Origin of the sequence: Kitasatospora sp. NBC_01300 (genome assembly GCF_041435235.1) — a bacterium.
Taxonomy (GTDB): domain Bacteria; phylum Actinomycetota; class Actinomycetes; order Streptomycetales; family Streptomycetaceae; genus Kitasatospora.
Genome location: NZ_CP108408.1, coordinates 4582422 through 4607120, shown reverse-complemented (window position 1 = coordinate 4607120; position 24699 = coordinate 4582422). Strand labels below are relative to the sequence as shown.

The 24699-nt window shown below is 73.7% G+C and carries 22 protein-coding genes and 1 tRNA gene; 10 read left to right on the top strand and 13 right to left on the bottom strand.

Annotation, left to right across the window (positions count from 1 at the left end):
• The 4 genes from kdpF to OG556_RS20480 form a co-directional block, all read right to left on the bottom strand.
• Window positions 1-90, bottom strand: coding sequence for a K(+)-transporting ATPase subunit F (kdpF, locus tag OG556_RS20495; RefSeq protein ID WP_037971201.1), 90 nt, complete (start codon window positions 88-90; stop codon window positions 1-3).
• Between the two features lie 434 nt (window positions 91-524).
• On the bottom strand, window positions 525-2522 hold the full coding sequence (locus tag OG556_RS20490; protein ID WP_371522781.1) for an APC family permease: 1998 nt from the start codon (window positions 2520-2522) through the stop codon (window positions 525-527).
• Window positions 2523-2828: 306 nt separating this feature from the next.
• Window positions 2829-4661: an APC family permease gene (locus OG556_RS20485; protein ID WP_371518381.1), complete on the bottom strand. Its 1833-nt coding sequence runs from the start codon at window positions 4659-4661 to the stop codon at window positions 2829-2831.
• A 434-nt stretch (window positions 4662-5095) separates the two neighbouring features.
• A tRNA-Tyr gene (locus OG556_RS20480) sits at window positions 5096-5176 on the bottom strand.
• Between the two features lie 216 nt (window positions 5177-5392).
• Between OG556_RS20480 and OG556_RS20475 the strand changes: the two genes are divergently transcribed.
• Complete coding sequence (locus OG556_RS20475; RefSeq protein WP_063348915.1) at window positions 5393-5881, top strand: YajQ family cyclic di-GMP-binding protein; 489 nt, start codon at window positions 5393-5395, stop codon at window positions 5879-5881.
• Window positions 5882-6234: 353 nt separating this feature from the next.
• Here the strand turns inward: OG556_RS20475 and OG556_RS20470 are convergent, their stop codons facing one another.
• Both OG556_RS20470 and OG556_RS20465 read right to left on the bottom strand, forming a co-directional pair.
• Entirely contained in the window at window positions 6235-6726 is a 492-nt protein-coding gene (locus tag OG556_RS20470) for a hypothetical protein (RefSeq protein ID WP_371518380.1), read from the bottom strand.
• 42 nt (window positions 6727-6768) lie between these two features.
• On the bottom strand, window positions 6769-7422 hold the full coding sequence (locus tag OG556_RS20465) for an ArsR/SmtB family transcription factor (RefSeq protein WP_371518379.1): 654 nt from the start codon (window positions 7420-7422) through the stop codon (window positions 6769-6771).
• Between the two features lie 204 nt (window positions 7423-7626).
• Here OG556_RS20465 and OG556_RS20460 point away from each other — a divergent pair, with 204 nt between their 5' ends.
• From OG556_RS20460 to mug, 6 genes are all read left to right on the top strand, one after another.
• Window positions 7627-9009, top strand: coding sequence for an MFS transporter (locus OG556_RS20460; RefSeq protein ID WP_371518378.1), 1383 nt, complete (start codon window positions 7627-7629; stop codon window positions 9007-9009).
• A gap of 379 nt (window positions 9010-9388) precedes the next feature.
• The gene (locus tag OG556_RS20455; protein WP_371522779.1) at window positions 9389-10816 is read left to right on the top strand and encodes an APC family permease; all 1428 of its coding nucleotides are present in this window, start codon (window positions 9389-9391) and stop codon (window positions 10814-10816) included.
• The gene (locus OG556_RS20450) at window positions 10813-11250 is read left to right on the top strand and encodes a hypothetical protein (RefSeq protein ID WP_063348912.1); all 438 of its coding nucleotides are present in this window, start codon (window positions 10813-10815) and stop codon (window positions 11248-11250) included. Before OG556_RS20455 ends, OG556_RS20450 begins: the two co-directional genes overlap by 4 nt.
• Window positions 11251-11279: 29 nt before the next feature.
• Complete coding sequence (locus OG556_RS20445; RefSeq protein ID WP_371518376.1) at window positions 11280-12398, top strand: aminopeptidase P family protein; 1119 nt, start codon at window positions 11280-11282, stop codon at window positions 12396-12398.
• Window positions 12399-12516: 118 nt separating this feature from the next.
• Window positions 12517-13539, top strand: a complete 1023-nt coding sequence (locus OG556_RS20440; protein ID WP_363617892.1) for a phosphatase PAP2 family protein — start codon at window positions 12517-12519, stop codon at window positions 13537-13539.
• Window positions 13512-14078, top strand: coding sequence for a G/U mismatch-specific DNA glycosylase (mug, locus tag OG556_RS20435; protein ID WP_371518375.1), 567 nt, complete (start codon window positions 13512-13514; stop codon window positions 14076-14078). Before OG556_RS20440 ends, mug begins: the two co-directional genes overlap by 28 nt.
• A gap of 41 nt (window positions 14079-14119) precedes the next feature.
• Here mug and OG556_RS20430 read toward each other — a convergent pair whose 3' ends face one another.
• The gene (locus OG556_RS20430) at window positions 14120-15019 is read right to left on the bottom strand and encodes a sigma-70 family RNA polymerase sigma factor (RefSeq protein WP_371518374.1); all 900 of its coding nucleotides are present in this window, start codon (window positions 15017-15019) and stop codon (window positions 14120-14122) included.
• Between the two features lie 73 nt (window positions 15020-15092).
• On the opposite strand from OG556_RS20430, the gene OG556_RS20425 reads away from it, so the two are divergent.
• A complete protein-coding gene (locus tag OG556_RS20425; protein ID WP_371518373.1) occupies window positions 15093-15779 on the top strand; it encodes an FMN-dependent NADH-azoreductase in 687 nt (228 codons plus the stop codon).
• Window positions 15780-15798: 19 nt separating this feature from the next.
• On the opposite strand, the gene OG556_RS20420 is transcribed toward OG556_RS20425, so the two are convergent.
• Together OG556_RS20420 and OG556_RS20415 are read right to left on the bottom strand one after the other, a co-directional pair.
• The gene (locus OG556_RS20420) at window positions 15799-16755 is read right to left on the bottom strand and encodes a M48 family metalloprotease (protein WP_371518372.1); all 957 of its coding nucleotides are present in this window, start codon (window positions 16753-16755) and stop codon (window positions 15799-15801) included.
• 3 nt (window positions 16756-16758) lie between these two features.
• Entirely contained in the window at window positions 16759-17184 is a 426-nt protein-coding gene (locus tag OG556_RS20415; protein ID WP_371518371.1) for a BlaI/MecI/CopY family transcriptional regulator, read from the bottom strand.
• A 216-nt stretch (window positions 17185-17400) separates the two neighbouring features.
• Here OG556_RS20415 and OG556_RS20410 point away from each other — a divergent pair, with 216 nt between their 5' ends.
• Complete coding sequence (locus tag OG556_RS20410; RefSeq protein WP_371518370.1) at window positions 17401-17934, top strand: hypothetical protein; 534 nt, start codon at window positions 17401-17403, stop codon at window positions 17932-17934.
• 48 nt (window positions 17935-17982) lie between these two features.
• Here OG556_RS20410 and OG556_RS20405 read toward each other — a convergent pair whose 3' ends face one another.
• Complete coding sequence (locus OG556_RS20405; protein ID WP_371518369.1) at window positions 17983-18888, bottom strand: DMT family transporter; 906 nt, start codon at window positions 18886-18888, stop codon at window positions 17983-17985.
• Between OG556_RS20405 and OG556_RS20400 the strand changes: the two genes are divergently transcribed.
• Window positions 18887-20341, top strand: a complete 1455-nt coding sequence (locus tag OG556_RS20400) for a PLP-dependent aminotransferase family protein (protein ID WP_371518367.1) — start codon at window positions 18887-18889, stop codon at window positions 20339-20341. The genes OG556_RS20405 and OG556_RS20400 overlap by 2 nt on opposite strands.
• A gap of 71 nt (window positions 20342-20412) precedes the next feature.
• Here OG556_RS20400 and htpX read toward each other — a convergent pair whose 3' ends face one another.
• The 3 genes from htpX to OG556_RS20385 all read right to left on the bottom strand — a co-directional run bounded on the left by htpX (window position 20413) and on the right by OG556_RS20385 (window position 24645).
• Window positions 20413-21276 carry a zinc metalloprotease HtpX gene (gene htpX / locus OG556_RS20395; RefSeq protein WP_350876984.1) on the bottom strand — a complete coding sequence of 288 codons (864 nt, stop codon included), beginning with the start codon at window positions 21274-21276 and terminating at the stop codon, window positions 20413-20415.
• Between the two features lie 160 nt (window positions 21277-21436).
• On the bottom strand, window positions 21437-23008 hold the full coding sequence (locus tag OG556_RS20390; RefSeq protein WP_371518366.1) for an NADH-quinone oxidoreductase subunit N: 1572 nt from the start codon (window positions 23006-23008) through the stop codon (window positions 21437-21439).
• Window positions 23009-23064: 56 nt separating this feature from the next.
• Window positions 23065-24645 carry a NuoM family protein gene (locus tag OG556_RS20385; RefSeq protein ID WP_371518365.1) on the bottom strand — a complete coding sequence of 527 codons (1581 nt, stop codon included), beginning with the start codon at window positions 24643-24645 and terminating at the stop codon, window positions 23065-23067.
• Window positions 24646-24699 lie beyond the last annotated feature (54 nt).

The window sequence follows — 24699 nt, the reverse complement described above, 5'->3', positions numbered from 1 at the left end:
TCAGAACTTCTCCGGGAAGATCAGCGCCACGACGAGATAGCCGACGAGCGCGACGGCCACGATCAGACCTGCGATGTTCTCCGCGCTCACAGCTTCTCCACCCCCCGCGCGATCAGGGCGATGACGGCGAACACGGCGACCGTGACACCGACGTAGATGAGATCGGACATGGGCTCCACCAGAGCGGTTCGGGAGACTGCCGCGGGCGGGCCGGGGGCTTCGCGCGGCGCCGGCGGACGACCGGCAGATGCAGCAAAGCAGCCGTCAGAGGCGCGTTATGGCTCCCTGACGCCCTCCATACGGGTGACTGCGGGACGTTGACGCGACCTTGACGCCCGCTTCACCGGGCCGTGACCGTCGTCATCAGGCCGTGATCGGCCCGGCGCCGGAACGCCGGAAGCCCCGGGATTCCGGGGCTTCCGTACGGGTGGGGGTGCGGGTTGGTGCGGCCCGCGGCGGGCCGGGGTGCGGGCTCGTGCGGGCGGGGCCGGCGGGAGCCCCGGGGGGGGTGGCTACTGCTCCCGTCAGACCTTCTCCGGCGCCGGGAGCCGCTCGTACCCGCTCCCCGGGGCCGGCTCACCCCGGCGCACCGCGCCGGGAGCCCGGCGCGACGGGCCGCCCGCGCGCCCGGAGGAGGTCAGCTGCCACGGCACGCTGATCACCATCACGCCCGCCGTGAACAGCAGCCGGCTCTTCAGCCACAGCGCCGACTGGTTGTGCAGCAGGTGCTCCCACCAGCGGCCGACCACGTACTCCGGGATGAACACGGCGACCGCCTCCCGGGGGCTGTCCCGGCGGTGCTCCCGCACATACGCCAGCACCGGCTTGGTGATCTCCCGGTACGGCGAGTCCAGCACCTTCAGCGGCACCCGGACGCCGGCCTCCGTCCACTGCCGCTCCAGCTCGCCGGTGGCCTCCGGCTCCACCGCCACGGTCAGCGCCTCCAGCGAGTCCGGCCGGAACGCCTCCGCGTAGCCGAGCGCCCGCAGCGTCGGCTTGTGCAGCTTGGACACCAGCACGATCCCGTGCACCCGGGCGGGCCGCGCCGACTCGGCCTCCGGGTCGTCCACCGCCAGCTCGGCGGCGACGCCGTCGTAGTGCCGGCGGATGCCGCGCATCATCAGCCACAGCACCAGCGCGGCGACCACGGCCAGCCAGGCGCCCTGGGTGAACTTCGTGAGCAGCACGATCACCAGCACCAGCGCGGTGACGACCGCGCCGAAGGCGTTGATCACCCGGGAGCGCAGCGCCGAGCGGCGCACCGCCGGGTCGGTCTCGGTGGCCAGCGCCCGGTTCCAGTGCCGGACCATGCCGATCTGGGACAGCGTGAAGGAGGTGAAGACGCCCAGGATGTACAGGTGGATCAGGCTGGTGACGTTCGCGTCGTACAGCCAGAGCAGCCCGCCGGCCACCACCGCGAGCGCGATGATGCCGTTGGAGAAGGCCAGCCGGTCCCCGCGGGTGTGCATCTGCCGGGGCAGGTAGCGGTGCTCGGCCAGGATCGAGGCCAGCAGCGGGAAGCCGTTGAAGGCGGTGTTGGCGGCCAGGATCAGCACCAGCGCGGTGACCGCCTGGATCGCGTAGAACAGCACGCTGTGGTCGCCGCCGAAGATCGCCGCCGCGAGCTGGGCGATCACGGTCTGCTGGGGCGTGCTCGCGCAGTCGCCGGGGAAGCCGGTCAGCCGGCAGGCGCCGCCCTCGGTGATGTGCACCTTGGCGATCAGCGCGAGGGCGGTGATGCCGGCGAACATCACCACGGCCGTGGTGCCCATCACGGCCATGGTGCGCGCGGCGTTCCTCGCCTTCGGCGCCCGGAAGGCCGGGACGCCGTTGGAGATCGCCTCCACCCCGGTCAGCGCCGTACAGCCGGAGGCGAACGCCCGCAGGCCCAGCATCAGCAGGCCGAGGCCGGCCACCGTGTCCTTGCCGTCCTCCGGGAGGATCCCGTACGAGGCGCTGGACGCCACCGGCGCGTCGCCGAGCGCGACCCGGACCAGGCCGGTGACCACCATCAGCAGGATGCCGCCGATGAACAGGTACGTCGGCGCGGCGAAGGCCTTGCCGGACTCCCGGACGCCGCGCAGGTTCACCGCCATCAGCAGCAGCACGAAGCCCAGCGCCAGCCAGACCCGGTGACCGGCCAGCGAGGGCAGCGCCGAGATGATGTTGTCCACCCCGGAGGCCACCGACACCGCGACCGTCATCACGTAGTCGACCAGCAGCGAGGCGGCCACCACCAGACCGGAGTTGGCGCCGAGGTTGCGGGACACCACCTCGTACGAGCCGCCGCCGCTCGGGTAGGCGTGCACCACCTGGCGGTAGGACATCACCACGACCGCCATCAGCGCGACCACACCGGCCGCGACCCACGGGGTCAGGTAGAGGAAGGCGGCGCCACCGACGGTGAGCACCAGCAGGATCTCCTGGGTCGCGTAGGCGACCGAGGAGAGCGGGTCGGAGGCGAAGATCGGCAGCGCCAGCCGCTTGGGCAGCAGCGTCTCGCCGAGCTCCTCGCTGCGCATGGCCCGGCCGATGACGAGGCGCTTGAGCGCCTGGGGCACGTTGAACACAAATGTGAGGTTAGGTCGGGAAAACGCAACGGAATTCGTTGCGGAGATCACCCAACACCCACCAGATCAAAGGCTTTCCCGCAGGTCAGAGCAGCTGCGGGCGGGTGAGTGCCGGGCGTATCGAGGGCGTCAAGGCCACCCCGTTAAGACCGTGTCAAGATGCCAGGTTGTTATCGGGCGTCCAGGGTGTGGACGCCCCCGCGGCGCCCTCCCCCAAGCCCGCTCGTCCGCCCGGCACCTCGGCTGCACCGGCCCGGGTCACATCCGCATCCGCAGCCGGCAGACCACCGCGTCGGTGTGCCGGCGCAACGCGCGGTCGATCACGGCGCCGCGCCGGTTCTGCAGCGCCCGCTGCCACCAGCGGGCCGGCTCCACCTCCGGGATCAGCACCGTCAGCCGGTCGTAGACGTGCTCCTCGCCGAGCCGGTTCACGAACGCGGCGATCGGCTGGCCCAGCCGGCGGCGGTCCTCCGGGATCTCCACCAGCGGCACGCCCGGCTGCCACAGCTCCCAGTCCCGCCGCAGCGCCTCCGCCTCGGCCTGCTCGTGCACGACCGTCACCGCCAGCACCTCGTCGCCGAGCGACAGCGCCGCCGACAGGCCGTCCCGGGTCAGCCGGGTGATGGCCGTCACCGGCACGACCACCAGGCTGCGCTGGCGGGTCACCGCGCCCGGGACCCGGCCCAGCTCCAGCCGCTCCCCGATCAGCCCGTAGCTGCGGTGCACCGCCTCGAACAGCACCACCAGCAGCGGCAGCGCCACCACGATGCCCCAGGCGCCCTCGGTGAACTTGGTGCCGGTCACCACCACCGTCGCGACCCCGGTGAGCAGCGCGCCGAACCCGTTCAGCACGGCCTTCCACACCCAGCCGGCCGGCCGGTGCACGGACCAGTGCCGGACCATGCCGACCTGACAGATCGTGAACCCGACGAACACGCCGATCGAGAACAGCGGCACCAGGCTGTTCACGTCCCCGCCCGAGCCGACCAGCAGCGCCGCCGACACCAGGGCGAGGAACAGCACCCCGTGCCGGTGCACCTGGCGGTCGGCCCGCAGCGCGAACACGTGCGGCAGGTGGTTGTCCCGGGCGAGCAGGTGCAGCAGCACCGGCAGCCCGCCGAAGGAGGTGTTCGCGGCCAGCCCGAGCAGCACCACGGTGGCGAACTGGACGACGTAGAAGGCGGCGCCGTGGCCGAGCGAGGCGTCGGCGAGCTGGGCCAGCACCGTGACGCCCTCCACCGGCTGGAGGTGGAAACGGCCGATCAGCACGGCCAGCCCGATCAGCATCACGCCGAGCAGGGCGCCGAGCGCCACCTCGGTGTGCTGCGCCCGCTTCACCCGCGGGGTCCGGAACGACGGGACGGCGTTCGCCACCGCCTCCACCCCGGTCAGCGCCGAGCACCCGGCCGCGAACGCCTTGAGCAGCAGCAGCGCGCCGACGGTCGTGGCGTTCTCGGCCAGCGTCGAGGCGTGGCCCGCGGCGGCCGCGGTGCTCGCCGGGCCGTCCCGGAACAGGCCGACCACGATGATCGCCAGGATCGACACCACGAAGACGGCCGTCGGCGCCATGAACCAGCGCGCCGACTCGGCGATCCCGCGCAGGTTCACCGCCGTCACCAGGGCCAGCACGCCCAGGCACAGCCAGACCCGCTGGTCGTACAGGCTCGGCACCGCCGAGGTCAGCGCCGCCACCCCCGCGGTCACCGAGACCGCCACATTCAGGATGTAGTCGATCACCAGCGAGGCGGCCGCGGTCAGCGCCGTCCGCCGGCCCAGGTGCTCCTTCGCCACCGCGTACGAGCCGCCGCCGTCCGGGAACGCCGCGATCACCTGCCGGTACGACGCCACCAGCACGCCCAGCAGCACCGCGATCGCCACCGTCACCGGGAGCGTGAAGCCCAGCCCGTACGCCCCCGCCGCGGCCAGCACCAGCACGATCGACTCCGGCCCGTACGCGACCGAGGCCATGGCGTCCAACGACAGCGCCGCCAGGCCGCCCAGCGCACTCAGCCGGTGCCGCTCGTCGCCCGCGCCGGTGTCCGGCGGTTCGGGTTCGGCCGTGACGGCCGGGGTGGTGATGGCGCTGGGCATCGGACGGAACCTCCGCGATCGGTTGTTCCTCCGATCCTGCGGGCCGCACCCCTGCCCTTCCCCCGACCCCTACGCGTTCCTGACGCCGTCCCAGGAACCATTGACGGGCCCTTGACGCACCACGGCAGAGCTCACGGCGGGGGGGTGGCGGGGATGGGTGGGCCGCTGTCCCGGCGGGCGCCGGTTGGGAAGACGACCAGCTCTTGCGAAGAACCCCCGGCGCGCCCTACGCACACCCGGGACACCACCACAATCACGCTGAACGGCCCCACCCACCCCCGCACCCACTCTGCTGCCTGCTGCCCGTAATTGCAAGCAATGCGCAATAAGTGTCCCCGCCGCCGCCCCGGCAGCACCGCGGCCCTCGCACGCCGGGAAAACGACAACGGCCCCCGATCCGCGTTTCCGCAGATCGGGGGCCGTTCTCTGTCCTGTGGCTGGTGCAGGGTTCGAACCTGCGTAGCTTACGCGGCAGATTTACAGTCTGCTCCCTTTGGCCGCTCGGGCAACCAGCCAGGATCTTGTCCCCCGGGGCGTCCGCCCCGTTCGACGTCGTAAACAATACCTGATGCCAGGGGGTGCTCCGCCACTCGATAGGTCACGTGATGATCAAGGGCCACGGCGTGGCTGTCGGGGGCGGGGGCGGGGTGCCGCTGGATAGGCTGGGGAGGCGGACGCCCGGTGGGGCAGGCCGTGTCAGTGAAGCCAGAACATCAAGGAGACCAACACCCATGGCCGACTCCAGTTTCGACATCGTCTCGAAGGTCGAGTGGCAGGAGGTCGACAACGCGATCAACCAGACCTCCCGTGAGATCGCCACCCGTTTCGACTTCAAGGGCGTCGGCGGCGAGATCAGCCGCTCCGGCGAGAAGATCGAGATGAAGGCCAACGGCGAGGAGCGCGTGAAGGCCATCCTGGACGTCCTACAGGGCAAGTTCATCAAGCGCGGACTGTCGCTCAAGGCCCTGGACGCCGGTGAGCCGCAGCTGTCCGGCAAGGAGTACAAGATCTTCGCGGACATCAAGGAGGGCATCTCCACGGAGGATGCCAAGAAGGTCGCGAAGATCATCCGCGACGAGGGTCCGAAGGGCGTCAAGGCGCAGGTCCAGGGCGACGAGCTGCGGGTCAGCTCGAAGAGCCGCGACGACCTGCAGACCGTACAGGCACTGCTCAAGGGCAAGGACCTGGACTTCGCGATCCAGTACGTGAACTACCGCTGACCCCCGGAGGGTCGTGCGGCAGGGCCCCGCCCTCGGGAGCTTGAGCTCCCGGGGGCGGGGCCTTTCGCGTGGGTGGGGTCAGCCGGCGGCGGGGTGGGGGCGGGTGGCCGTGGCGAACGCCGTGGTGACCACGGTCAGCGCGAGGGCCGCGATCAGCGCGGCGACCATCCGGGTGGCACGCATGGGTGCTGCTCCCTCTCAAGTGCGAATCAGGCGGGACCGCCTGCTTCACACGGTGGGGCAGCACTCCTGACGCAGCCACCGCAGCTACGCCGAACGCCGAGCAACGAGCGACGGCCGGCGATGGGCCACCCGGCGGCGAGTCATCCGACGGCACCTCAGTCGGCGACGAGTCAGTCGGCGTCCGCCCAGCCGCTGGTGCCGCGGTGGGCGGACAGGCCGACGGACTCGAACTCGTCCACCCGGCCGGCCTCGGTGCGGGCGCCGATCCGCCGCAGGGCGCGGGAAATCGGGGAGCCCTCGGGCGGGAAGGGTTCGAACTCGCCCTTGGTGAGCGGGCCGAGGACGATCCGGCCGTCCTCCCAGACGGCGGCGCGCTGGGTGCCGCTGCCGCCGAAGTACTCGGCCTCGACGCAGGCGATCGGGCCGGCCTTGGACCAGGCGGCCAGCCGGAGTTCGAAGCCGCCCGGGTGCCAGCCGAAGCCGGCCGCCTCGGCGGGCTTCGTCGAGCCGCCGTCGGTCTGGAGGGCGGAGAGCACCGCGGGGGTGACCGGTATCAGGGCCAGCCCCTGCGCCAGTGGCACCACCCGGGCCGTCGAGGTTTCTGCCGCGGCCACCGCCAACAGCTCGAATGTTCCTATCAGGGCCTGGAGTTCATAGGACATGCCGGTCATCGTGTCCCACCGCACTGACAGTCGGCGCGGAGTTTATGATTCCGTGCCCGGCTGGAGTCCGTAGAGCAGGGTGAAGACCGTCACGTCCACCGCGTCCTCGGCCGTGCTGGGCGCTTCCTCGTTCAGCTCGTCGATGACTGCGGCGAGTTGGGTCCGCAGCCGGATCAGCCGGTCCGGGCTGAGCCGCAGCGTCGAGTGCACGAACAGTCCGGGCGGCCCGACCGATCCGTCCCGGGGCGAGCTGAAGTCCAGCCGCCCGCCGAGGACGTGGGCCCGGAAGTCGCCGCGGACCCGGTCCATGGCGGCCAGGATGGCGTCGTACGCCTCGGAGCGGCCCGGGGAGTCGGCGGTGAACATCTCCGGGGCGAGCCGGATCGACTCCTGGGCGGCGGCGTAGCGGCTCTCGACGATGCCGGAGACCAGTCGGGTGCCGGCCACGATGACCAGCCCGGCCTTCTCCAACTGCTTGATGTGGCGGTAGAGCTTGGTCTGCGGTTCGCCGAGCGTGGCGGCGATCTCCTTGGCGGTGAGCGGGCGTTCCTCGCCGGACTTCAGGGCGCCGAGGATGGCCAGCCGCAGCGGGTCGGCCAGCGCCTTGAGCACGGCGACGTCGGCCACCTGGCGTTCCTTGACCCAGGTGGTGGGTTGCTCGCCGCCGTCGGCGGGTTCCAGATCGTGCTCGGCCACGGGCACCACCTTGGCAGATCGGCCGCGCCGCACGCAATCACGCCCTGGTGAGCGCTCACCCTTGCGCAACCAATCATGCTTCCGACATCATTCACGACAGCGTGAATGATGTCGGAATCGCGAACGGCGGGGTGGGCCATGGCGGGGAACAGGACGGCGGCTGACGAGTCGAGGACGGCGGGAGAGTCGGCAGAGGCGCGAGAGGTGGCAGAGGCACGAGAGGCGGCGGAGTCCACGCCGCTTGTTCCGCTGCGACGGAACCTGCGCTTCCAGGCGCTCTGGGCCGGCCAGGCCGCCGCGACGCTCGGCATGCGGGTCGGCGACACCGCCTTCCCGCTGCTGGTCCTCGCGCTCACCGGTTCCTCCACCGCCGCCGGGGCCTTCGGGGCCGTACAGATGGTCACGACCCTGCTGCTCGGCGTCCACGGCGGCGTGGTCGCCGACCGCCTCGACCGCCGCCGGGTGCTGATCGCCTCCGACGCCACCCGGCTGCTCGTCACGGCGACCGTCCCGGTGGCCATGGCCTTCGACCGGCTGACCCTGGCCCACCTGCTGATCGTCGCCGCCGCCGTCGGGGCGACCATCGCGTACAGCGGCCCGATCCGGCTGCTGGCGCTGCGCTCGGTGGTGGCGCCGGAGCAGCTGCCGCAGGCGCTCGCCCAGGACGAGGCCCGGATGACCGGGGCCGCGCTGGCCGGTCCGCCGCTGGCCGGCTTCCTGTACGGGCTCGGCAGCGCGGTGCCGTTCCTCGGCACCGCGCTCGCCTCCCTGCTCGCGCTGGTGGCCGCCATCGTGGTGCGCTTCCCCGGCCGCCCCGCCGACGCACAGCCGAAGCGCGAAGCCGACGCCCGACCGAACCACCCCGCCGATGCGCAGCCGAGCGGCGAAACCGACGTGCAGCCGGGCGGCGAAACCGCCGCGCAGCCGAACCGCGAACCGGGCGGCGCGGAACCGGCCCCCGAGTCCGGCGGCGCCCTGGCCGGGTTCCGCCTGCTCGCCGCCTCCCCCCTGCTGCGCTCCGCCCTGGCCGTCCTGCTGGTGGTCAACCTCGCCGGGACGGCCCTGATGCTGCCGGTGATGGTGCTGCTGCGGGACGGCGGTACGGGCAGCGCCGGGATCGGCCTGGCGCTGGCCGGGGAGGCGGTCGGGGCGCTGGCCGGAACGGTCCTGGTGTCCCGGTTGCACCGGATGGCCGGGCCGGGCGTCCTGCTGCTGGTGGTGGCCTGGACCGCCGTGCCGGTGTCGCTGGCGCCGCTGCTGCCGGGTGGGGTGGTCACCGTGTTCGCCGCGCTGTTCGTGGTGGGGATCGGCGTTCCGTCCCTGCGGGTGATGCTGGACCTGCTGGTGTTCCGGCAGGTGCCGGACGCGCTCCGCGGCCGGGTGATCGCGGCGACCATGACGCTGCTGACCGCGGGCATGCCGGCCGGGACGCTCGGCAGCGGCCTGCTGCTGGACCACCTCTCCCCCGCCGTCGCGCTGGCCGCGATCAGCGTCCTGCTCGCGGCCGCCCTGCTGCCCGCGACCGTGAGCCGTACGCTGCGCCGCGCCGCGTGGCCGGCCCCGCAGGATCCGGCGGCCCGCCCCTGACAGTCGCTCACCCGCGCGGGTGCACGCCGCATGCGGCGGCCTCGGCAACCGGGTGAACTGGCCGGGTACGGCCCGCCCCGGGGCCCCTCCCGGGCGGCGTCCGCGCCCGGGGCGCCTCCCGCCCGGACGTCGCGCAGCCGACCGGGGCCGTACCGGAGGAGGACAGATGGGTTCCACGGACGCGCCCTCGCCCGGCCGGGGCGGCCCCGGCGAGGCCGCCGCCCCCGACGGTCCCAGCAGGTCCGGTGACCCGAGCAGCCCTGATGACCGGGGCGACCCCGGCGGCCAGGAAGGCCCCGACGGCCCGAGGAGCCCTGACGGCCCGATCACCCGCGAGCGGACCGGTGCGGTGGCCACCCGGGTGGTCACCGCACCCCGGATGTCCTGGCTGACGCTCGCCCTGATGACCACGAGTTCGGTGGCCAGCCTGCGCTCCGCCCCGACCATGGCCGTCTACGGCCTGGCCTGCGTCTTCCTCTACCTCGTCCCGGCGCTGGTGTTCCTGCTGCCGACCGCGCTGGTCTCCGCCGAGCTGGCGTCCGGCTGGGAGGGCGGCGTCTACCGCTGGGTCTCGGAGGGCCTGTCGAAGCCGCTGGGCTTCCTCGCCGTCTGGTGCCAGTTCGCGATGACGATCTTCTACTACCCGTCGCTGCTGGCGTACGTGGCATCGACGATCGCGTACGTGGTGAACCCGAGGCTGGCCAGCAACGGCCCGTACACCGCCGTGGTGATCATGGTGCTGTACTGGACCGGCGTCTGGGTCTCCTCGCGCGGGACGAAGGCCGTGGCCGGCCTGTCCTCGATGGGCCTGGTGATCGGCACGCTGATCCCCGGCACGCTGCTGGTGGTGCTCGGCTTCGTCTTCCTCGGCCAGGGCAACGGCTCCGCCGCTCCGATGGACTCCGCGCACCTGCTGCCGCGGTGGACCGGCCTGGCCAGCCTGGTGCTGATCGTCAACAACTTCCTCAGCTACTCCGGCATGGAGATGAACGCGGTGCACGTCTCCTCGCTGCGCAATCCGGCGCGGGAGTTCCCGCGCTCGATGTTCACCGCGTCGGCGATGGTGCTGCTGATCTTCATCCTGCCGGCGCTGGCGATCAGTTGGGTGGTGCCGTCCAGCGAGCTGAGCCTGACGGCCGGCGTGATGCAGGCCTTCGACGCCTTCTTCCAGTACTTCGACATCGGCTGGCTCACCCCGGTGATCGCGGTGGCGCTGGTCGCGGCCTCGCTCGGCGGCATGCTGACCTGGCTGGCCGGGCCGTCCAAGGGCCTGTTGATGATCTCCCGGCAGGAGGGCTACCTGCCGCCGTTCCTGCAGAGGCTGAACCGGGAGGGCGTCCAGCAGAACCTGCTGGTCGCCCAGGGCGTGGTCACCACGGCGATCGCCCTGCTGTACGCGCTGATCCCGAACGTCTCCAGCGCGTACTGGATCTTCTCGGTGATCACCACGCAGGTGTACCTGATCGTCTACCTGCTGATGTTCACCGCCGCGATCCGGCTGCGCCGCACCCGGCCGGACCACCCGCGCGGCTACCGGGCCCCGGCGCTGGTGCCGATCTGCGTGGTCGGGCTGCTCGCCTCGGCGTGCGCGATGGCGATCGGCTTCGTACCGTCGTCCCAGTTCGGCAGCGGCAGCGTCTGGACGTACATCGGGATCGTCGGCGGCGGCCTGCTGGTCCTCGGCCTGCTGGTCCCGTACCTGTTCCTCAGGCTGCGCAAGCCCGGCTGGCGCTCCCCGGAGGCGGCGGCGGAGCTGGCCGCGCAGGAGTCGGCCGAGCTGCGCGGCGCCGCGGGCGGTGCGGCATGACCACCAGTCTGATGGCCTCCCGGCACCGCTGGATCTACCTCGGGGCGATCGGGCTGCTGGTCGCGATGCTGATCACCGGCCTGCTCTCGTTCACCCGGCTGCACGCCACCGACCAGGCCGACCGCAAGGCCGGGCAGCTCGCCCGGGCGCTGGGTTCGGCCGGCTATCCGGTGCCCGCGCGGGACCAGATCGTGCACACCCTGGGCGAGGACGGCGGCGCCGTCTGCGCGAACCCGTCGAACGCGCTGACCCAGGCGCAGTGGACGTCCGGCATGTCCAACGGCGCCGACGGGCCGGGCCAACGACCGGTGCTGTCCGACCGCGACGCGGTGCGGGCCGAGGCGATCGTGCTCTCGGTGTACTGCCCGGGCAGGCTCGCCGAGATCCAGGACAAGATCGACGACCTCAACTTGCAGGACACCGTCCGCAAGTAGCCCGCCCCGCCTTCGAGGAGGACCCGACCGTGCCTCGCCCCTTCACCACCGAGGACTACACCGCCCGGACGGCCCGGGCCGCCGCCGAAGCGACCGCCGCCGGACTGTCCGGCCTGGTCGTCGCCCCCGGCCCCGACCTGGTCTACCTGTGCGGCTACCAGCCCACCGCGATCACCGAGCGGCTCACCGCCCTGGTGATCACCGCCGGACGCGAACCCGCGCTGATCGTCCCCAGGTTGGAGCGCCCGGACGCCGAGAGGGCGGCCGGCGCCCCGGCCCTGCGGCTGCTCGACTGGACCGACGGCGAGGACCCGTACGCCACCGTCCGCCCGCTGCTCGACCCGGCCGGGCGGTACGGCATCTCCGACAACGCCTGGGCGATGCACCTGCTCGGCCTCCAGGCCGCGCTGCCCGGCACCGGCTTCACCTCGCTCACCGAGACCCTGCCGATGCTGCGCGCGGTCAAGGGCACCGAGGAACTGGAGCGGCTGGCCGCGGCCGGCGGCGCCGCGGACGCCGCCTACCGGGGCATCCTGGAGGTCGAGTTCGCCGGCCGCCGGGAGACCGACGTCGCCGCCGACCTCGGCGCACTGCTCATCAAGTACGGGCACAGCCAGGTCGACTTCACCGTGGTCGGCTCCGGCCCGAACGGCGCCGACCCGCACCACGAGGCCGGCGACCGGGTGATCCGGCCCGGCGACACCGTGGTGCTGGACTTCGGCGGGCTCAAGGACGGCTACGGCTCCGACACCACCCGCACCGTGCACGTCGGCACCGAGGTGCCGGCGGAGGTCCAGAAGGTGCACGACGTGGTCCGGCTCGCCCAGCAGACCGCGTTCGAGGCGGTCCGACCCGGGGTCAGCTGCCAGGAGATCGACCGGACCGCCCGCCGGGTGATCGCCGAGGCCGGCTTCGGCGAGTACTTCATCCACCGCACCGGGCACGGCATCGGCATCACCACGCACGAACCGCCGTACCTGGTCGAGGGCGAGGAGCGGCCGCTGGTGTCCGGCATGTGCTTCTCCATCGAGCCCGGCGTCTACCTGCCCGGCCGCTTCGGGGTGCGGATCGAGGACATCGTCACCGTCACCCCCACCGGCGGCCGCCGGCTCAACAACACCCCGCACGAGCTGGGCTCCGTCTCATGACGGGTCCGTCACCCCGCTGCTCCGCCGTCAGAACGGCGGTCCGACTGTGCGACTTTCTTACGAGGCGGTCATGGTTCACCCAGAGTCCTCCAAGTTTGCGTTGGTAGTTTCGGTGAGCATGACGAAGCTGCTCAGCCCGGCCCCGCCCACCCCGGCGCGGGCCGGGCGACTGCGACCCGTGACCGCGCGCCCCCGCCGTACCGGTCTGTCGAGACTCCGGCTGCTGGCCTGGCCGGTCTACCTGACCGCGCTCGTCTGGTACCTGCGCACCCAGGGCATGGCCTTCGCCAACGACGTGGTGTTCCTGTGGCTGATCGGCGCCCTGCTGACGGCGGCCGTGCACAGCGGGCACGGCCGACGCGGCTTCCTGCTGGTGCTGCGCGACTGGGTGCCGGTGATGGCCGCGGTCTGGACGTACTCGCTGCTGCGCGGCTACGGCGCGCACACCCCGTGGGCCCCGCACTGGCTGCCGCAACTGCGCGCCGACGAGGTGCTCGGCTTCGGCGAGACCTGGACCGTCCGGCTCCAGCACGCGCTGTGGACGCCCGGCTCGCCGCACTGGTACGACTACGCGGCGACCGTCGTCTACCTCTCGCACTTCTTCCTGGTCTTCGTCCTGCTCGCGGTGCTCTGGCGGCGCCGGCACGAGCGGTTCCGGCAACTGCTCGCCTGCTACCTGCTGCTCACCTTCGCCGGCTTCGCCACGTACCTGCTCTACCCGGCCGACCCGCCGTGGCTGGTCGCCCAGGAGGGCCACCTGCCGGGGCTCACCCGGGTCGTATGGGACGTGATCTCCACGAGCGGGCTGCCGCAGGCCAACTCGCTGGTCGAGAACGGCAGCCAGTTCGCCAACGACGTCGCCGCGATGCCCTCGCTGCACTCCGCCTACCCGGCGATGCTGCTGTTCTTCTTCTGGCCGACGGCCCGCCCCTGGCTGCGGGCGCTGCTGGTCGCCTATCCGCTCGCGATGGCGTTCACCCTGGTGTACGGCGCCGAGCACTTCATCGTGGACATCTTCGCGGGCTGGGCGTACGCGGCGCTGGTGGTGTTCGGCCTCCGCTGGCTACGGAACCGGCGTACCCGGCTCATCAGGGAACGGGCAGACTTGGCCGGGTGCCGAACCAGCCCCTCCCTCCCGTGAAGCCCACCGCCGAACAGCTCCAGGCGGCCAAGGACACCACCATCCCGGACGTCACCGGGCCCGGACTGCGGGTGCTGTTCTGCGGCATCAACCCGGGCCTGTGGTCCGGCGCCACCGGGCACCACTTCGCCCGCCCCGGAAACCGCTTCTGGCCCGCCCTGCACCGCTCCGGCTTCACCCCGCGCCAGTTCCGCCCGGACGAGCAGGGCGAACTGCCCGCGCTCGGCCTGGGCATCACCAACGTCGCCCCGCGCACCACCGCCAAGGCCGACGAGCTGACCGCCGAGGAACTGCGCGAGGGCGGCGCCGCGCTCACCGAACGCGTGCTGCGGCTGCGCCCGCGCGTCCTGGCCGTGCTCGGCATCGGTGCCTACCGGACGGCCTTCGGGCAGCGGCGGGCCGCGATCGGCCGCCAGCCGGAGGGCATCGGCGACACCGAGGTGTGGGTGCTGCCCAACCCGAGCGGGCTCAACGCGCACTACACGCTGGACGGGCTGGCCGCCGAGTTCCGCCGGCTCCGGGACGCGCTGGACGGCTGAGGGCCGGCGGCCGGCGGCCCTCAGCTGGCGGCGCGGCGCGGTCACTCCGGCAGCACGGCCAGCTCCAGGGCGGCCAGCCGCGCCGGGTCGGCGACCACCTCGTAGCCGGTCACCAGGCCGTCCGCCACCGCCACCCGCAGCACCAGCCGCAACCGCCCTCCCGGGGCGATCACGATCCCCGGCACCCCGTCCACCAGCGCCACCGCGCCGAACCGGGCCCGCCGGCCGAACACCGTCGTCTCCCGGGCCACCGTCTCCGCGCCCCGGGCCACCGGGGAACGCCCGGCCGGCAGCGCGGCCGGATCGGCCCGGCGCACCACGTCCGGAGCCAGCACCGCCAGCAGCACGGCCAGGTCCCCGCCCCGGGCGGCGGACAGGAACGCCTCCACCACCCGCCGGTGCCCGGCCAGCCGCTCCGGCGGCAGCGCGGCCGCCCCGCGCACCCGCTGCCGGGCCCGGCTGGCCAGCTTCTTGGCGGCCACCGGTGTCCGGCCGACGATCGGCGCGATCTGCTCGAACGGCACCGCGAAACCGTCGTGCAGCACGAAGGCGACCCGCTCGGCCGGCCCCAGCCGGTCCAGCACCACCAGCAGCGCCCGACCGACCGAGTCGACCAGCAGCGCCTCCCGCTCCGGGTCCGCGCCCTCGGCCCCCGCAGCGGCCGCCGGGTCCGGCAGGCCGTCCGGCAGCGCGTCACCGGCCGGCTCCTCACGGCGCACCGCGCGGGCCCGCAGCACGTCCAGGCAGATCCGCGACACCACCGTGGTCAGCCAGCCCGGCAGGTTGTCCACCTCGTCCGGGCCGGCCCGGTCCAGCCGCAGCCACGCCTCCTGGACGGCCTCCTCCGCCTCGCCCGTCGACCCGAGCATCCGCTGGGCGACCGCCCGCAGCCGCCCCCGCTCGGCCTCGAACCGCGCCGCCAGCACCTCGTCCCGGTCCATCGGTCACCTTTCCTCGGCCCCGCCCGTCACACCGATGACGATCCACCCAGCACCGAAGTGACGGGAGAACGCTGTGACCACCACCACCCTGCTGCACCTGGACTCCAGCATCAGCCTCGGCGACTCGGTCAGCCGCGCGCTGACCGCCCGGTTCGCCGCCGCCTGGTGCGCCCGGCACGGCTCCGCCGGCCGGTACGTCTACCGGGACCTCGCCGCCGAGCCGGTCGCCGCGATCGGCGCCGGGTACGCCATGCTCGGCCGCCGCGTCGAACGCAAGGGGACCATCCCGGCCTCCGACGTCGCCGCCCTCGCCGAGGGCCCGGACGAGGAACACGAGTGGTCCCTCACCCACCCGCTGGTCGACCGGCTGCTCGCCGCCGACACCGTGCTGCTCGGCGTGCCGATGTACAACCTCACCGTCCCGGCCGTGTTCAAGGCCTGGATCGACCGGATCAGCTTCCCCGGCGTCTACACCGACCCGGCCACCGGCGAGAGCCTGCTGCGCCGCACCCGGGTCGTCGTCGCGGCCGCCCGCGGCGGCGGCTACGGCCCCGGCACCCCGCGCGAGGCCTTCGACTTCCAGACCCCGTACCTGCGGGCCTACTTCGCCAGGCTCGGCGTCCCGGCCGAGCACCTGCACATCGTCCCGGCCGAACTCACCCGCGCCGACGACATCCCCGCCCTGGCCGGGCTGCAGCCGATCGCCGCGAAGTCCCTGGCCGACGCCGAGGCCGCCCTGGACGCGCTCGCCGCCGCCTGACCTGCCTGGCCCGACTGATCTACAGCGGGGTGACGGCCTTCAGCACCACCAGCAGGGCCACGGCGGCGTTGAGCGCGCACAGCGCCGACGCCGCCGTACCGGCCGCGGCGACCATCGCGGCCAGGCCCGCCCGGGTCTTCGCCGGGGGCCAGTTGCGGGACGTCGGCACCGGGCCGAGCAGTGCGGCGACCCGGCGCGGCACCGGGCCGGGCGTGGGCGCCGGGGCGGCGAAGGCCGCGAAGCCTGGCGCCGGCGCCGCGTGCGACACCAGGGCCGCCCGGGCCACCGCCCGCGCGGTGATCCGGCGGTCCCCCACCTCCTGCGCCGACTCCTCGTCCGCCCAGCGCTCCGCGCTGAACGCCACCGCGTACTGCAGCGGCCGCAGGAACGGGTTGACGCAGGCGGCCAGTTGGGTGGTCAGCAGGTACCGGTGGTGGCGGTGGCGCAGGTGTGCCCGCTCGTGCGCGAGCAGCGCCTCCCGCTCGTCCTCGGGCAGCCCGGCCAGCATTCCGGTGGAGACCACCACCCGCCCCGGCGAACCGGGCAGCGCGTACGCGTACGGGCTGCGGTCCGGCAGCACCGCGAGGTCGCCGGCCGACTCCGGCCCCGCCGGCAGCCCGGTCAGCGCCCGCCGGGCCCGGGAGCGCACCCGCAGGTGCCGGCCGACCGTCCGGGCACAGGCCGCGGCCACCAGGACCAGCAGCCACATCGCGGCCGTCCCGAACGTCTCGTGGTACGGCAGCGCGGCCCGCACCTCCGGGTCGGACCAGCTGTCCGGCAGCGGGTTGCCGGGGATCTGCGCGGTGCCCACCACGCCGATCAGGCCGAGGCAGAGCACACTGCACACCGCCATCACCGCGCTGATCACGGTCATCAGCCGGGCCGCACCGCGCGGGTGCAGGTGCTGCTCGGTGAGACGCGCGATCGGGACCGCGGTCAGCGGCAGGATGAGCGGGAGGAAGACGAAGAAGCCCACGGGTCAGCTCTCACGGTCGGCCGCTGCCGGATCGACGGACGCGGCGTCCAGCAGCGCCCGCAGCAGGTCCTCGTCGTGCGGGAGCAGCGCGCTCACGAAGCTGGCCAGGACGGCGTCCCGGTCCGCTTCTCCGTCGAGCATCCGGCGCATCCGCAGGGCCGCCAGCCCGGCCGCGTCGGAAGAGGCCTGCCACAGGTAGGAGCGGCCCGAACGGGACCGCGAGACGGCGCTCTTGGCGTGCAGCCGGGACAGGATGGTCATCACGGTGGTGTACGCCAGGTCGCCCTCCAGGCGTTCCTGGACCCACCCCGCGGTGGCCGGGCCCGGCGCCCGTTGGAGCACCGCGAGTACCTGTGCCTCCAACTCGCCCTGGCCGCGCCTTCGGACGGGCGCTTCCACGGCCGCCGGAGCGTGCCTCTCGTCTGCCATGACGGCCCACTCCCTCCGGATGCCGCGCCCCGGAGCCGGCAGGGCACCCGCTCATCCTAACGAGCGCGGGCCCGGCGTGAACCGGTTCGGGCCGGGCTTCCCGCGCACGACGCGTCGCCCGAACGGCCCCGGCCCGGTTGCCCGGCGCCCCGGCCCGACGGACGGTCGAAGTCCGTACGGTCCGCCCGTAGGCCTGTTCGGCCCCTGGAGGAGTCCATGAGCAGCCCGTCGCCCGACCCCGCGCAGCCGGAGCAGCCCTCTCACACCGGCCCCGAGCAGCCCGGGCAGCCCCCGCGCACCGACCCCGAGCAGCCCGGGCGGACCTGGTACACCGGCCCCAGCACGCCGCCGCCGGGCAACGAGTTCCGCGACTGGGCGCCCGGCCTGGTGATGTTCGCCGGTGTGCTGATGCTGATCAACGGCATCATGGAGGCCCTCCGGGGCATCATGGCGGTCTCCAACGACGACCTCTTCGTCCACACCCCCCGCTACGTCTTCCGGTTCGACCTCACCGGCTGGGGCTGGGTCCACATCGTCGTCGGCGTGCTGGTCGCGGTGACCGGCGCGTTCCTGCTCAAGGGCGCCTCCTGGGCCCGCTACGCCGGTATCTTCTTCACCTCGCTGAGCGCCCTCGACAGCTTCCTGGTCCTGCCGTACTTCCCGCTCTGGTCGCTCGTGGTGATCGCGCTGGACGTCTTCATCATCTGCGCGCTCTGCGTCTACCGCCCCCAGGAGGGCACCACGCTCTGACGGCCCGGCGGTCCGCGCGCCCGGACCCGTCTCAGGTCCGGGCCCGTCTCAGGTCCGGGCCCGCTGGGTGACCGCGATGCAGACCAGCACCACCACCGCCGTGACAGGTGCGGCCGCCGGCAGATCCTCGCCCAGCAGCAGCACCGACCAGACCAGCGTCAACAGCGGCTGCGCGAGTTGCAGTTGGCTGGCCCGCGGCACCCCGATCTCCGCCATCCCCCGGTACCAGAGCACGAACCCGCCGAACTGCGACACCGCCGCCGTGTACGCCAGCCCGGTCAGCGCCTTCGCCCCGAGGTGGACCGGCTCGGCGGGCAGCGCGAGGGCGGTGGTCAGCAGCGTCAGCGGCAGCGCGGCCACCACCGCCCAGGCGATCACCTGCGCGCCCGGCAGGTCCCGGGAGAGCCGCCCGCCCTCCGCGTACCCGGCCGCGCACACCAGCAGCCCCGCGAACAGGTAGAGGTCGGCGGTGGTCGGCCGGCCGTGGCTCTGCAGCAGGGTGAAGGTGAGCACCGCCGCTGCCCCGGCCAGCGCCGCCGCCCAGAACGCCCGGGACGGCCGGCGCCCGGTGCGCAGCGCCGCGCACACCGCGGTGGCCAGCGGCAGCACCCCGATGACCACCGCCGAGTGGGCCGTCGAGGAGGTCCGCAGGGCGAGCGTGGTCAGCAGCGGGAAGCCCAGCACGCAGCCCCCCGACACCACCAGCAGGGCGGGCCAGTGCCGCCGGGGCGGCAGCGGGGCGCGGACGGCGGCCAGGTAGAGCGCGGCGAGCAGGCCGGCCACGACGCCGCGCAGCCCGGTCGCGGTCCACGGCCCGAAGCCGGTCAGGGCCCACGCGGTGGCGGGGAAGCTGAGGGAGAAGGAGGCCACCCCGAGGGCGGCCAGGGCGGTGCCGGAGGCGGGGCTTCGCGGTGCTACCGCCGACGGGCGGGTAGCGCTATCTTGTGCCGTCATGAACGAGCGTAGCAGTGTGACCGATCTCGCCGACAGGCTGCGACGGGAGGTCGAGCGCTACCCGGAGGGGCGAAAGCTGCCGTCCAGCCGGGTGCTGGTGGAGCGCCACCAGGTCAGCCCGGTGACGGTCTCCCGGGCCATCGCGGTCCTCGCGGCCGAGGGCCTGGTGGTCTCCCGGCCGGGCGCCGGGGTGTTCCGGGCGGCAGCCTTCGCCGGGCGCCCGGCCGGCACCGCCGCGCCCGCCGCCCGTCCCGGCGACCTCTCCTGGCAGGAGGTCGCGCTCAGCGCCGACTCCGACCCCCGCGACCTGCTGGCCGCCCCGGTGTTCGCCACCCTCCGCGTGCCCCCGCCCGACGTCATCGACCTCAACAGCGGCTACCCGCACGCCTCGCTGCTGCCCGAACGCCTGCTGGCCACCGCCCTCGCCCGGGCCGGACGGCGCCCGGGCGCCTGGAACCGGCCGCCCACCGACGGCCTCACCGAGCTGCGCGGCTGGTTCGCCCGCGACATCGGCGGCACCGGCGGGCCGATCGGCGCCGGGGACGTCCTGATCACCTCCGGCGGCCAGGGCGGGCTCACCGTGGCCATGCGCTCGCTCGCCGCGCCCGGCGCGCCCGTCCTGGTGGAGTCGCCGACCTACTCGGGCATCCTGGCGGTCGTCCGCGCGGCCGGGCTGCGGCCCGTCCCCGTCCCGGTCGACGCCGACGGCGTGCGCACCGACCTGCTGGCCGACGCCTTCGAGGCCACCCGGGCGCGGGTCTTCGTCTGCCAGCCGCTGTTCCAGAACCCGACCGGCGCGGTGCTCTCACCCACCCGGCGCTCCGAGGTGCTGCGGATCGCCCGCGCGGCCGGCGCGTTCGTCGTCGAGGACGACTTCGCCCGCCTGCTCGTCCACGCGGACGCCCCCGCGCTGCCGCGCCCGCTCGCCGCCGACGACCAGGACGGGGTCGTGGTGCACCTGCGGTCGCTGACCAAGGCCGCCTCGCCCAATCTGCGGGTCGGCGCGCTCACCGCGCGCGGCCCGGCCCTGGCCCGGCTGCGGGCCACCCAGGTGGTGGACAGCTTCTTCGTGCCCCGGCCGCTCCAGGAGGCGACGCTGGAACTGGTCGCCGACCCCGGCTGGGCCCGCCACCTGCGCGCCCTCGGGGCGGAACTGCGGACCCGCCGCACCGCCGCCGTCGCCGCCCTGCACCGCGAACTGCCCGGCCTGCTCGGCACCTACCGGCCCGGCGGCTACCACCTGTGGCTGCGGCTCCCGGACGGCGTCGACGACGGCGCCCTCACCGCCGCCGCCCTGCGCGCCGGCGTCCAGGTCACCCCCGGCCGGCCGTACCACGCGGCCGAACCCCCGGCCCCGCACCTGCGCCTCAGCTACGCCGCCGCCGAGAGCTCCGCGCACGCCGTCGAGGGGATCCACCGCCTCCGCCGGGCCTACGAGGACCTGCCGGCCTGACCTCCGCCGGGCCTACCAGGACCTGCCGGCCTGACCTCCGGCCTGGCTTCCGGCCCCGCGCGGAGCGGGCCTCAGCGCCCGTAGCCCGCCATCCGCTCCAGCCGGGCGATGCGCTCCGCCATCGGCGGGTGGGTGGAGAAGAGCCGGGCGCCGGCCTCGCCGGGGCGGAAGGGGCTGGCGATCATCATGTGGCTGGCGGTCTGGATCTGCGGCTCCGGCGGGAGGGGCAGCCGGCGGGTGCCGGCGTCGAGCTTGCGCAGCGCGCCGGCCAGGGCGAGCGGGTCGCCGGTGATCCGGGCGCCGTCGGCATCGGCCTGGTACTCGCGGGAGCGGCTGACGGCCAGCTGGATGAGCCCGGCCGCCAGCGGGCCGAGGATCATGATGGCGAGCATGCCGAAGAGGCCGGGCCCGTCGTCGTCGTCGCTGCGGCCGAAGGGGATCAGCCAGGCGAAGTTCACCAGGAACATCACCACCGAGGCGAGCGCCCCGGCGACCGAGGAGATCAGGATGTCCCGGTTGTAGACGTGGCTCAGCTCGTGCCCGAGCACGCCCCGCAGCTCGCGTTCGTCCAGCAGCTGCAGGATGCCGTCGGTGCAGCAGACGGCCGCGTTGCGCGGGTTGCGGCCGGTGGCGAAGGCGTTCGGCGCGGGGGTCGGGGAGATGTAGAGGCGCGGCATCGGCTGGCGGGCCGCGGTGGAGAGCTCGCGGACGATCCGGTAGAGCCGTGGCGCCTCGATCTCGCTGACCGGCCGGGCCCGCATGGCCCGCAGCGCGAGCTTGTCGCTGTTCCAGTAGGCGTAGGCGTTGGTGCCGAGGGCGACCAGCAGGGCGATCACCAAGCCGGTTCGGCCGAAGAATCCGCCGATCACCAAGATGAGCGCCGAGAGGCCGCCGAGCAGGACGGCGGTCCTCAGTCCGTTGTGCCGGCGATGCACGTCAGGCCCTCCAATGGTGCGGTGGGGAAGCCCTTTCTGCCTCGTCCCTCTTGCCCGGTCAACGGGTGGGGGCCTGGGCCTTGTTCCCTTGTGACCGGCGTGACACCGCCGCGGCACCCCGCCGGGCCGGACCGCGGCGGCCGGCCGGGCGGGTGCCCGCTCAGAACAGGCTTCCGCCGGCGACCTGGAGGACCAGCTGCGGGGCGAAGGAGAGGACCACGGCCACCGAGGCGGTGAGCCCCAGCGTGGCGGTCAGGCTGGCCGGCAGCCGGCCTTCGGCCCCGGCCCCGCCGACCGGAGCGGCGCCCGGTTCGGCACCTTCCCCGACACCCTGCGCCGGGGCGAACAGCCGGGTCGTCCAGAGCAGGTAGTAGTACAGCGCGATGACCACGTTGACGGCCATCACGACGGCCAGCCAGCCCAGCCCGGCGTCGACGGCCGCGCGGAACACCACGACCTTGCCGAACAGGCCGATCACGCCCGGGGGCAGTCCGGCCAGGCAGAGCAGGAAGAAGGCGAGCGCGAGGGCCGTCCAGCGGCGCCGGGCGAACAGGCCGCGGAAGTCGTCCACGCTGGTCCCGGCCCGGCGGCCGACCGCCGCGACCACGCCGAACGCGCCGAGGTTCACCACGCCGTAGATCAGCGCGTACGCGGCGGTGGCGCCGAGCGGGTCGACCCCGGTGGGCGCGTAGCCGGCGGCGGCGAGCGGCACCAGCAGGTAGCCGGCCTGGCCGACGGACGACCAGGCGAGCAGCCGCACCGCGCTGTAGCGGGTGTCGAAGCGCTGGCGCAGCGCGCCGACGTTGCCCACCGTCATGGTGACGGCGGCCAGCACGGCGAGCGCCAGGCCCCAGGTGTGCGCGTACGGGCGGAAGGCGATGGTGGTGGCGAGCGCGAGGCCGGACAGGCCGGCCGCCTTGCCGACCACCGAGAGGTAGCCGGCCACCGGCAGCGGGGCGCCGGTGTAGGTGTCGGGCACCCAGAAGTGGAACGGGACGGCGGCGACCTTGAAGGCGAAGCCGACCAGGGTCAGCACGGCGCCCGCCTCGGCCAGCGGCTTGAGCTGCGCGGGGGCGTGTTCCAGGCCCTGGGCGACGGCGCCGAGGTGCAGGCTGCCGCTGGCCGCGTAGACGAAGCCGACGCCGAGCAGCATCACGGCCGTGGCGGTGACGGAGGAGACGAAGAACTTGAGCGCGGCCTCGGCGCCCCGGCCGTCCCGGCGCAGCGCGACCAGGGCGAAGGCGGGCAGCGAGGCGACCTCCAGCGCGATCACCATGGTGGCGAGGTCGCGGGAGGCGGGCAGCAGCGCGGCGCCGGTGGCGCTGGAGAGCAGCAGGAACCAGTACTCGCCGCCGGGCAGCTTCTCCTCCTCGACGGTGTGCGCGGAGAGCAGCGCGGCGATCAGCGCACCGCCGAGGGCGAGCAGCTGGAACACCAGGGCGAAGTGGTCGGCGACGTACGAGCAGCCCGCGTTGTCAGACCCCCCTGCTACGTTCTGCACACAGAAGGTCGCCCGGGGTGATCCCCCGGTGAGGGGGAGGAGTGCGATGAGGGCGAGGGCGAGTCCGGCCGCGGCGAGGCGGCCGAGCCACTTCCGGTGCCGCTCGGGCAGGAACAGGTCGGTGAGCAGGACGGCGAGGGCGGCCACCGCGGCGATCAGCGGGGGCGCGATCGCCACCCAGTCCACGGACTGGATCAGGCTGCCCGGGTTGGCTACGGCGAGGGAGGTCACAGTGTGCTGCCCCGTGGAGTGAGGTCCGAGTGCGGCGATCTGGGCTCCGAGCACGGTCAGCCACCCCCGAGGAGGTGCTTGACGGTGGGGTCGGAGAGGCCGAGCAGGAGCGCGGGCCAGAGGCCGGCGAGCAGGGTGAGGGCGGCCAGCGGCGTCCAGCTGACGGCCTCGTACGGGCGCAGGTCGGCGACCTGGTCCACCGGGGCGGGCTGCTCGGGGTCGCCCATGCAGACGCGCTTGACCACGATCAGCAGGTAGGCGGCGGTGAGGAGGGTGCCGAGACCGGCCAGGACCATGTAGGTGACGAACGCGGGGCGCGACAGGCCGTCGGCCGGGTCGAACGCGCCGAACATGGCGAGCAGCTCACCCCAGAAGCCGGCCAGGCCGGGCAGGCCGAGGCTGGCGACGGCGGCGAAGGCGAGCAGCGCGCCGATCCGCGGGGCGCGGCCGTACAGGGCGGCGCCGGTGGCGCCGGAGAGGGTGTCGAGGTCCGCCGTGCCGTAGCGGTCCTTGAGGGCGCCGACGAGGAAGAACAGCAGACCGGTGATCAGACCGTGGGCGATGTTGGCGAACAGCGCGCCGTTGACGCCCACCGGAGTGAGGGAGGCGATGCCCAGCAGCACGAAGCCCATGTGGCCGACGGAGGAGTACGCGATCAGGCGCTTGAGGTCGCCCTTGGCGCCGGGGCGGGCCAGCGCCAGACAGGCCAGTGATCCGTAGACGATGCCGACGGCGGCGAACGCGCCCAGGTAGGGGGCGAGCGTCGCGGTGCCGTCGGGCACGACCGGGAGGAGGACGCGGACCAGACCGTACGTGCCCATCTTCAGCAGCACGCCGGCGAGCAGCACCGAGCCGACCGTCGGGGCGGCGGTGTGCGCGTCCGGGAGCCAGCTGTGCAGCGGCCAGGCGGGGGCCTTGACCGCGAGCCCGACCATGATCGCCAGGGCGGCGATCACCTGGGTGGTGTGGCTCAGGCCGTTGCCGTGCGCGGCGGCCAGGGCCTGCATGTCGAAGGTCCCGGCCTTGCTGCCGATCAGCAGGAAACCGAGCAGCATCACGGCCGAGCCGAGCAGCGTGTACAGGATGAACCGGTTGGCGGCCGGGGCCTTCGCGCCGCTCCCCCAGCGGGCGATCAGGAAGTACATCGGGATCAGCACGATCTCGAAGGCCAGGAAGAAGAGCAGGAGGTCCAGCACCGCGAAGGTGGCGAGCATGCCGACTTCGAGGAGGAGGAACAGCCCGACGAAGGCCTTCGCCGACGGACGGCGCCCCTCAGGGGCCTCGCCCCGGGCGTCCCCGCCCGGCAGCCGCTTCTCCGAGTACAGCGCGCAGAGGAAGGTGAGCAGTGCGGTCAGCACGATCAGCGGCAGCGAGATGCCGTCCACGCCGAGGTGGAGGCGCACGTTGAGGGCCGGGATCCAGGACACGTCGGTGGTGGCCTGCATCCGGGCGGGCTCGTCGTGGTCGAAACCGGCCGCCAGGGCGACGGTGAGCAGCAGCACCGCGCCGGTGACGACGGTGTTCAGCCGCAGCGCCCGCCGGTCGGCGGCGGCCGGCTCCCGGCCGAACACCGGCGCCAGGGTGAGCGCGGCGCCGAGCAGCGGCAGCACCAGGAGGGCGATGAGGACTGCGTTCATCGGGGGCTCCTACGGGCGGCGGTCGGAATCGGGGGAACCGGGGAGAGGGGGTAC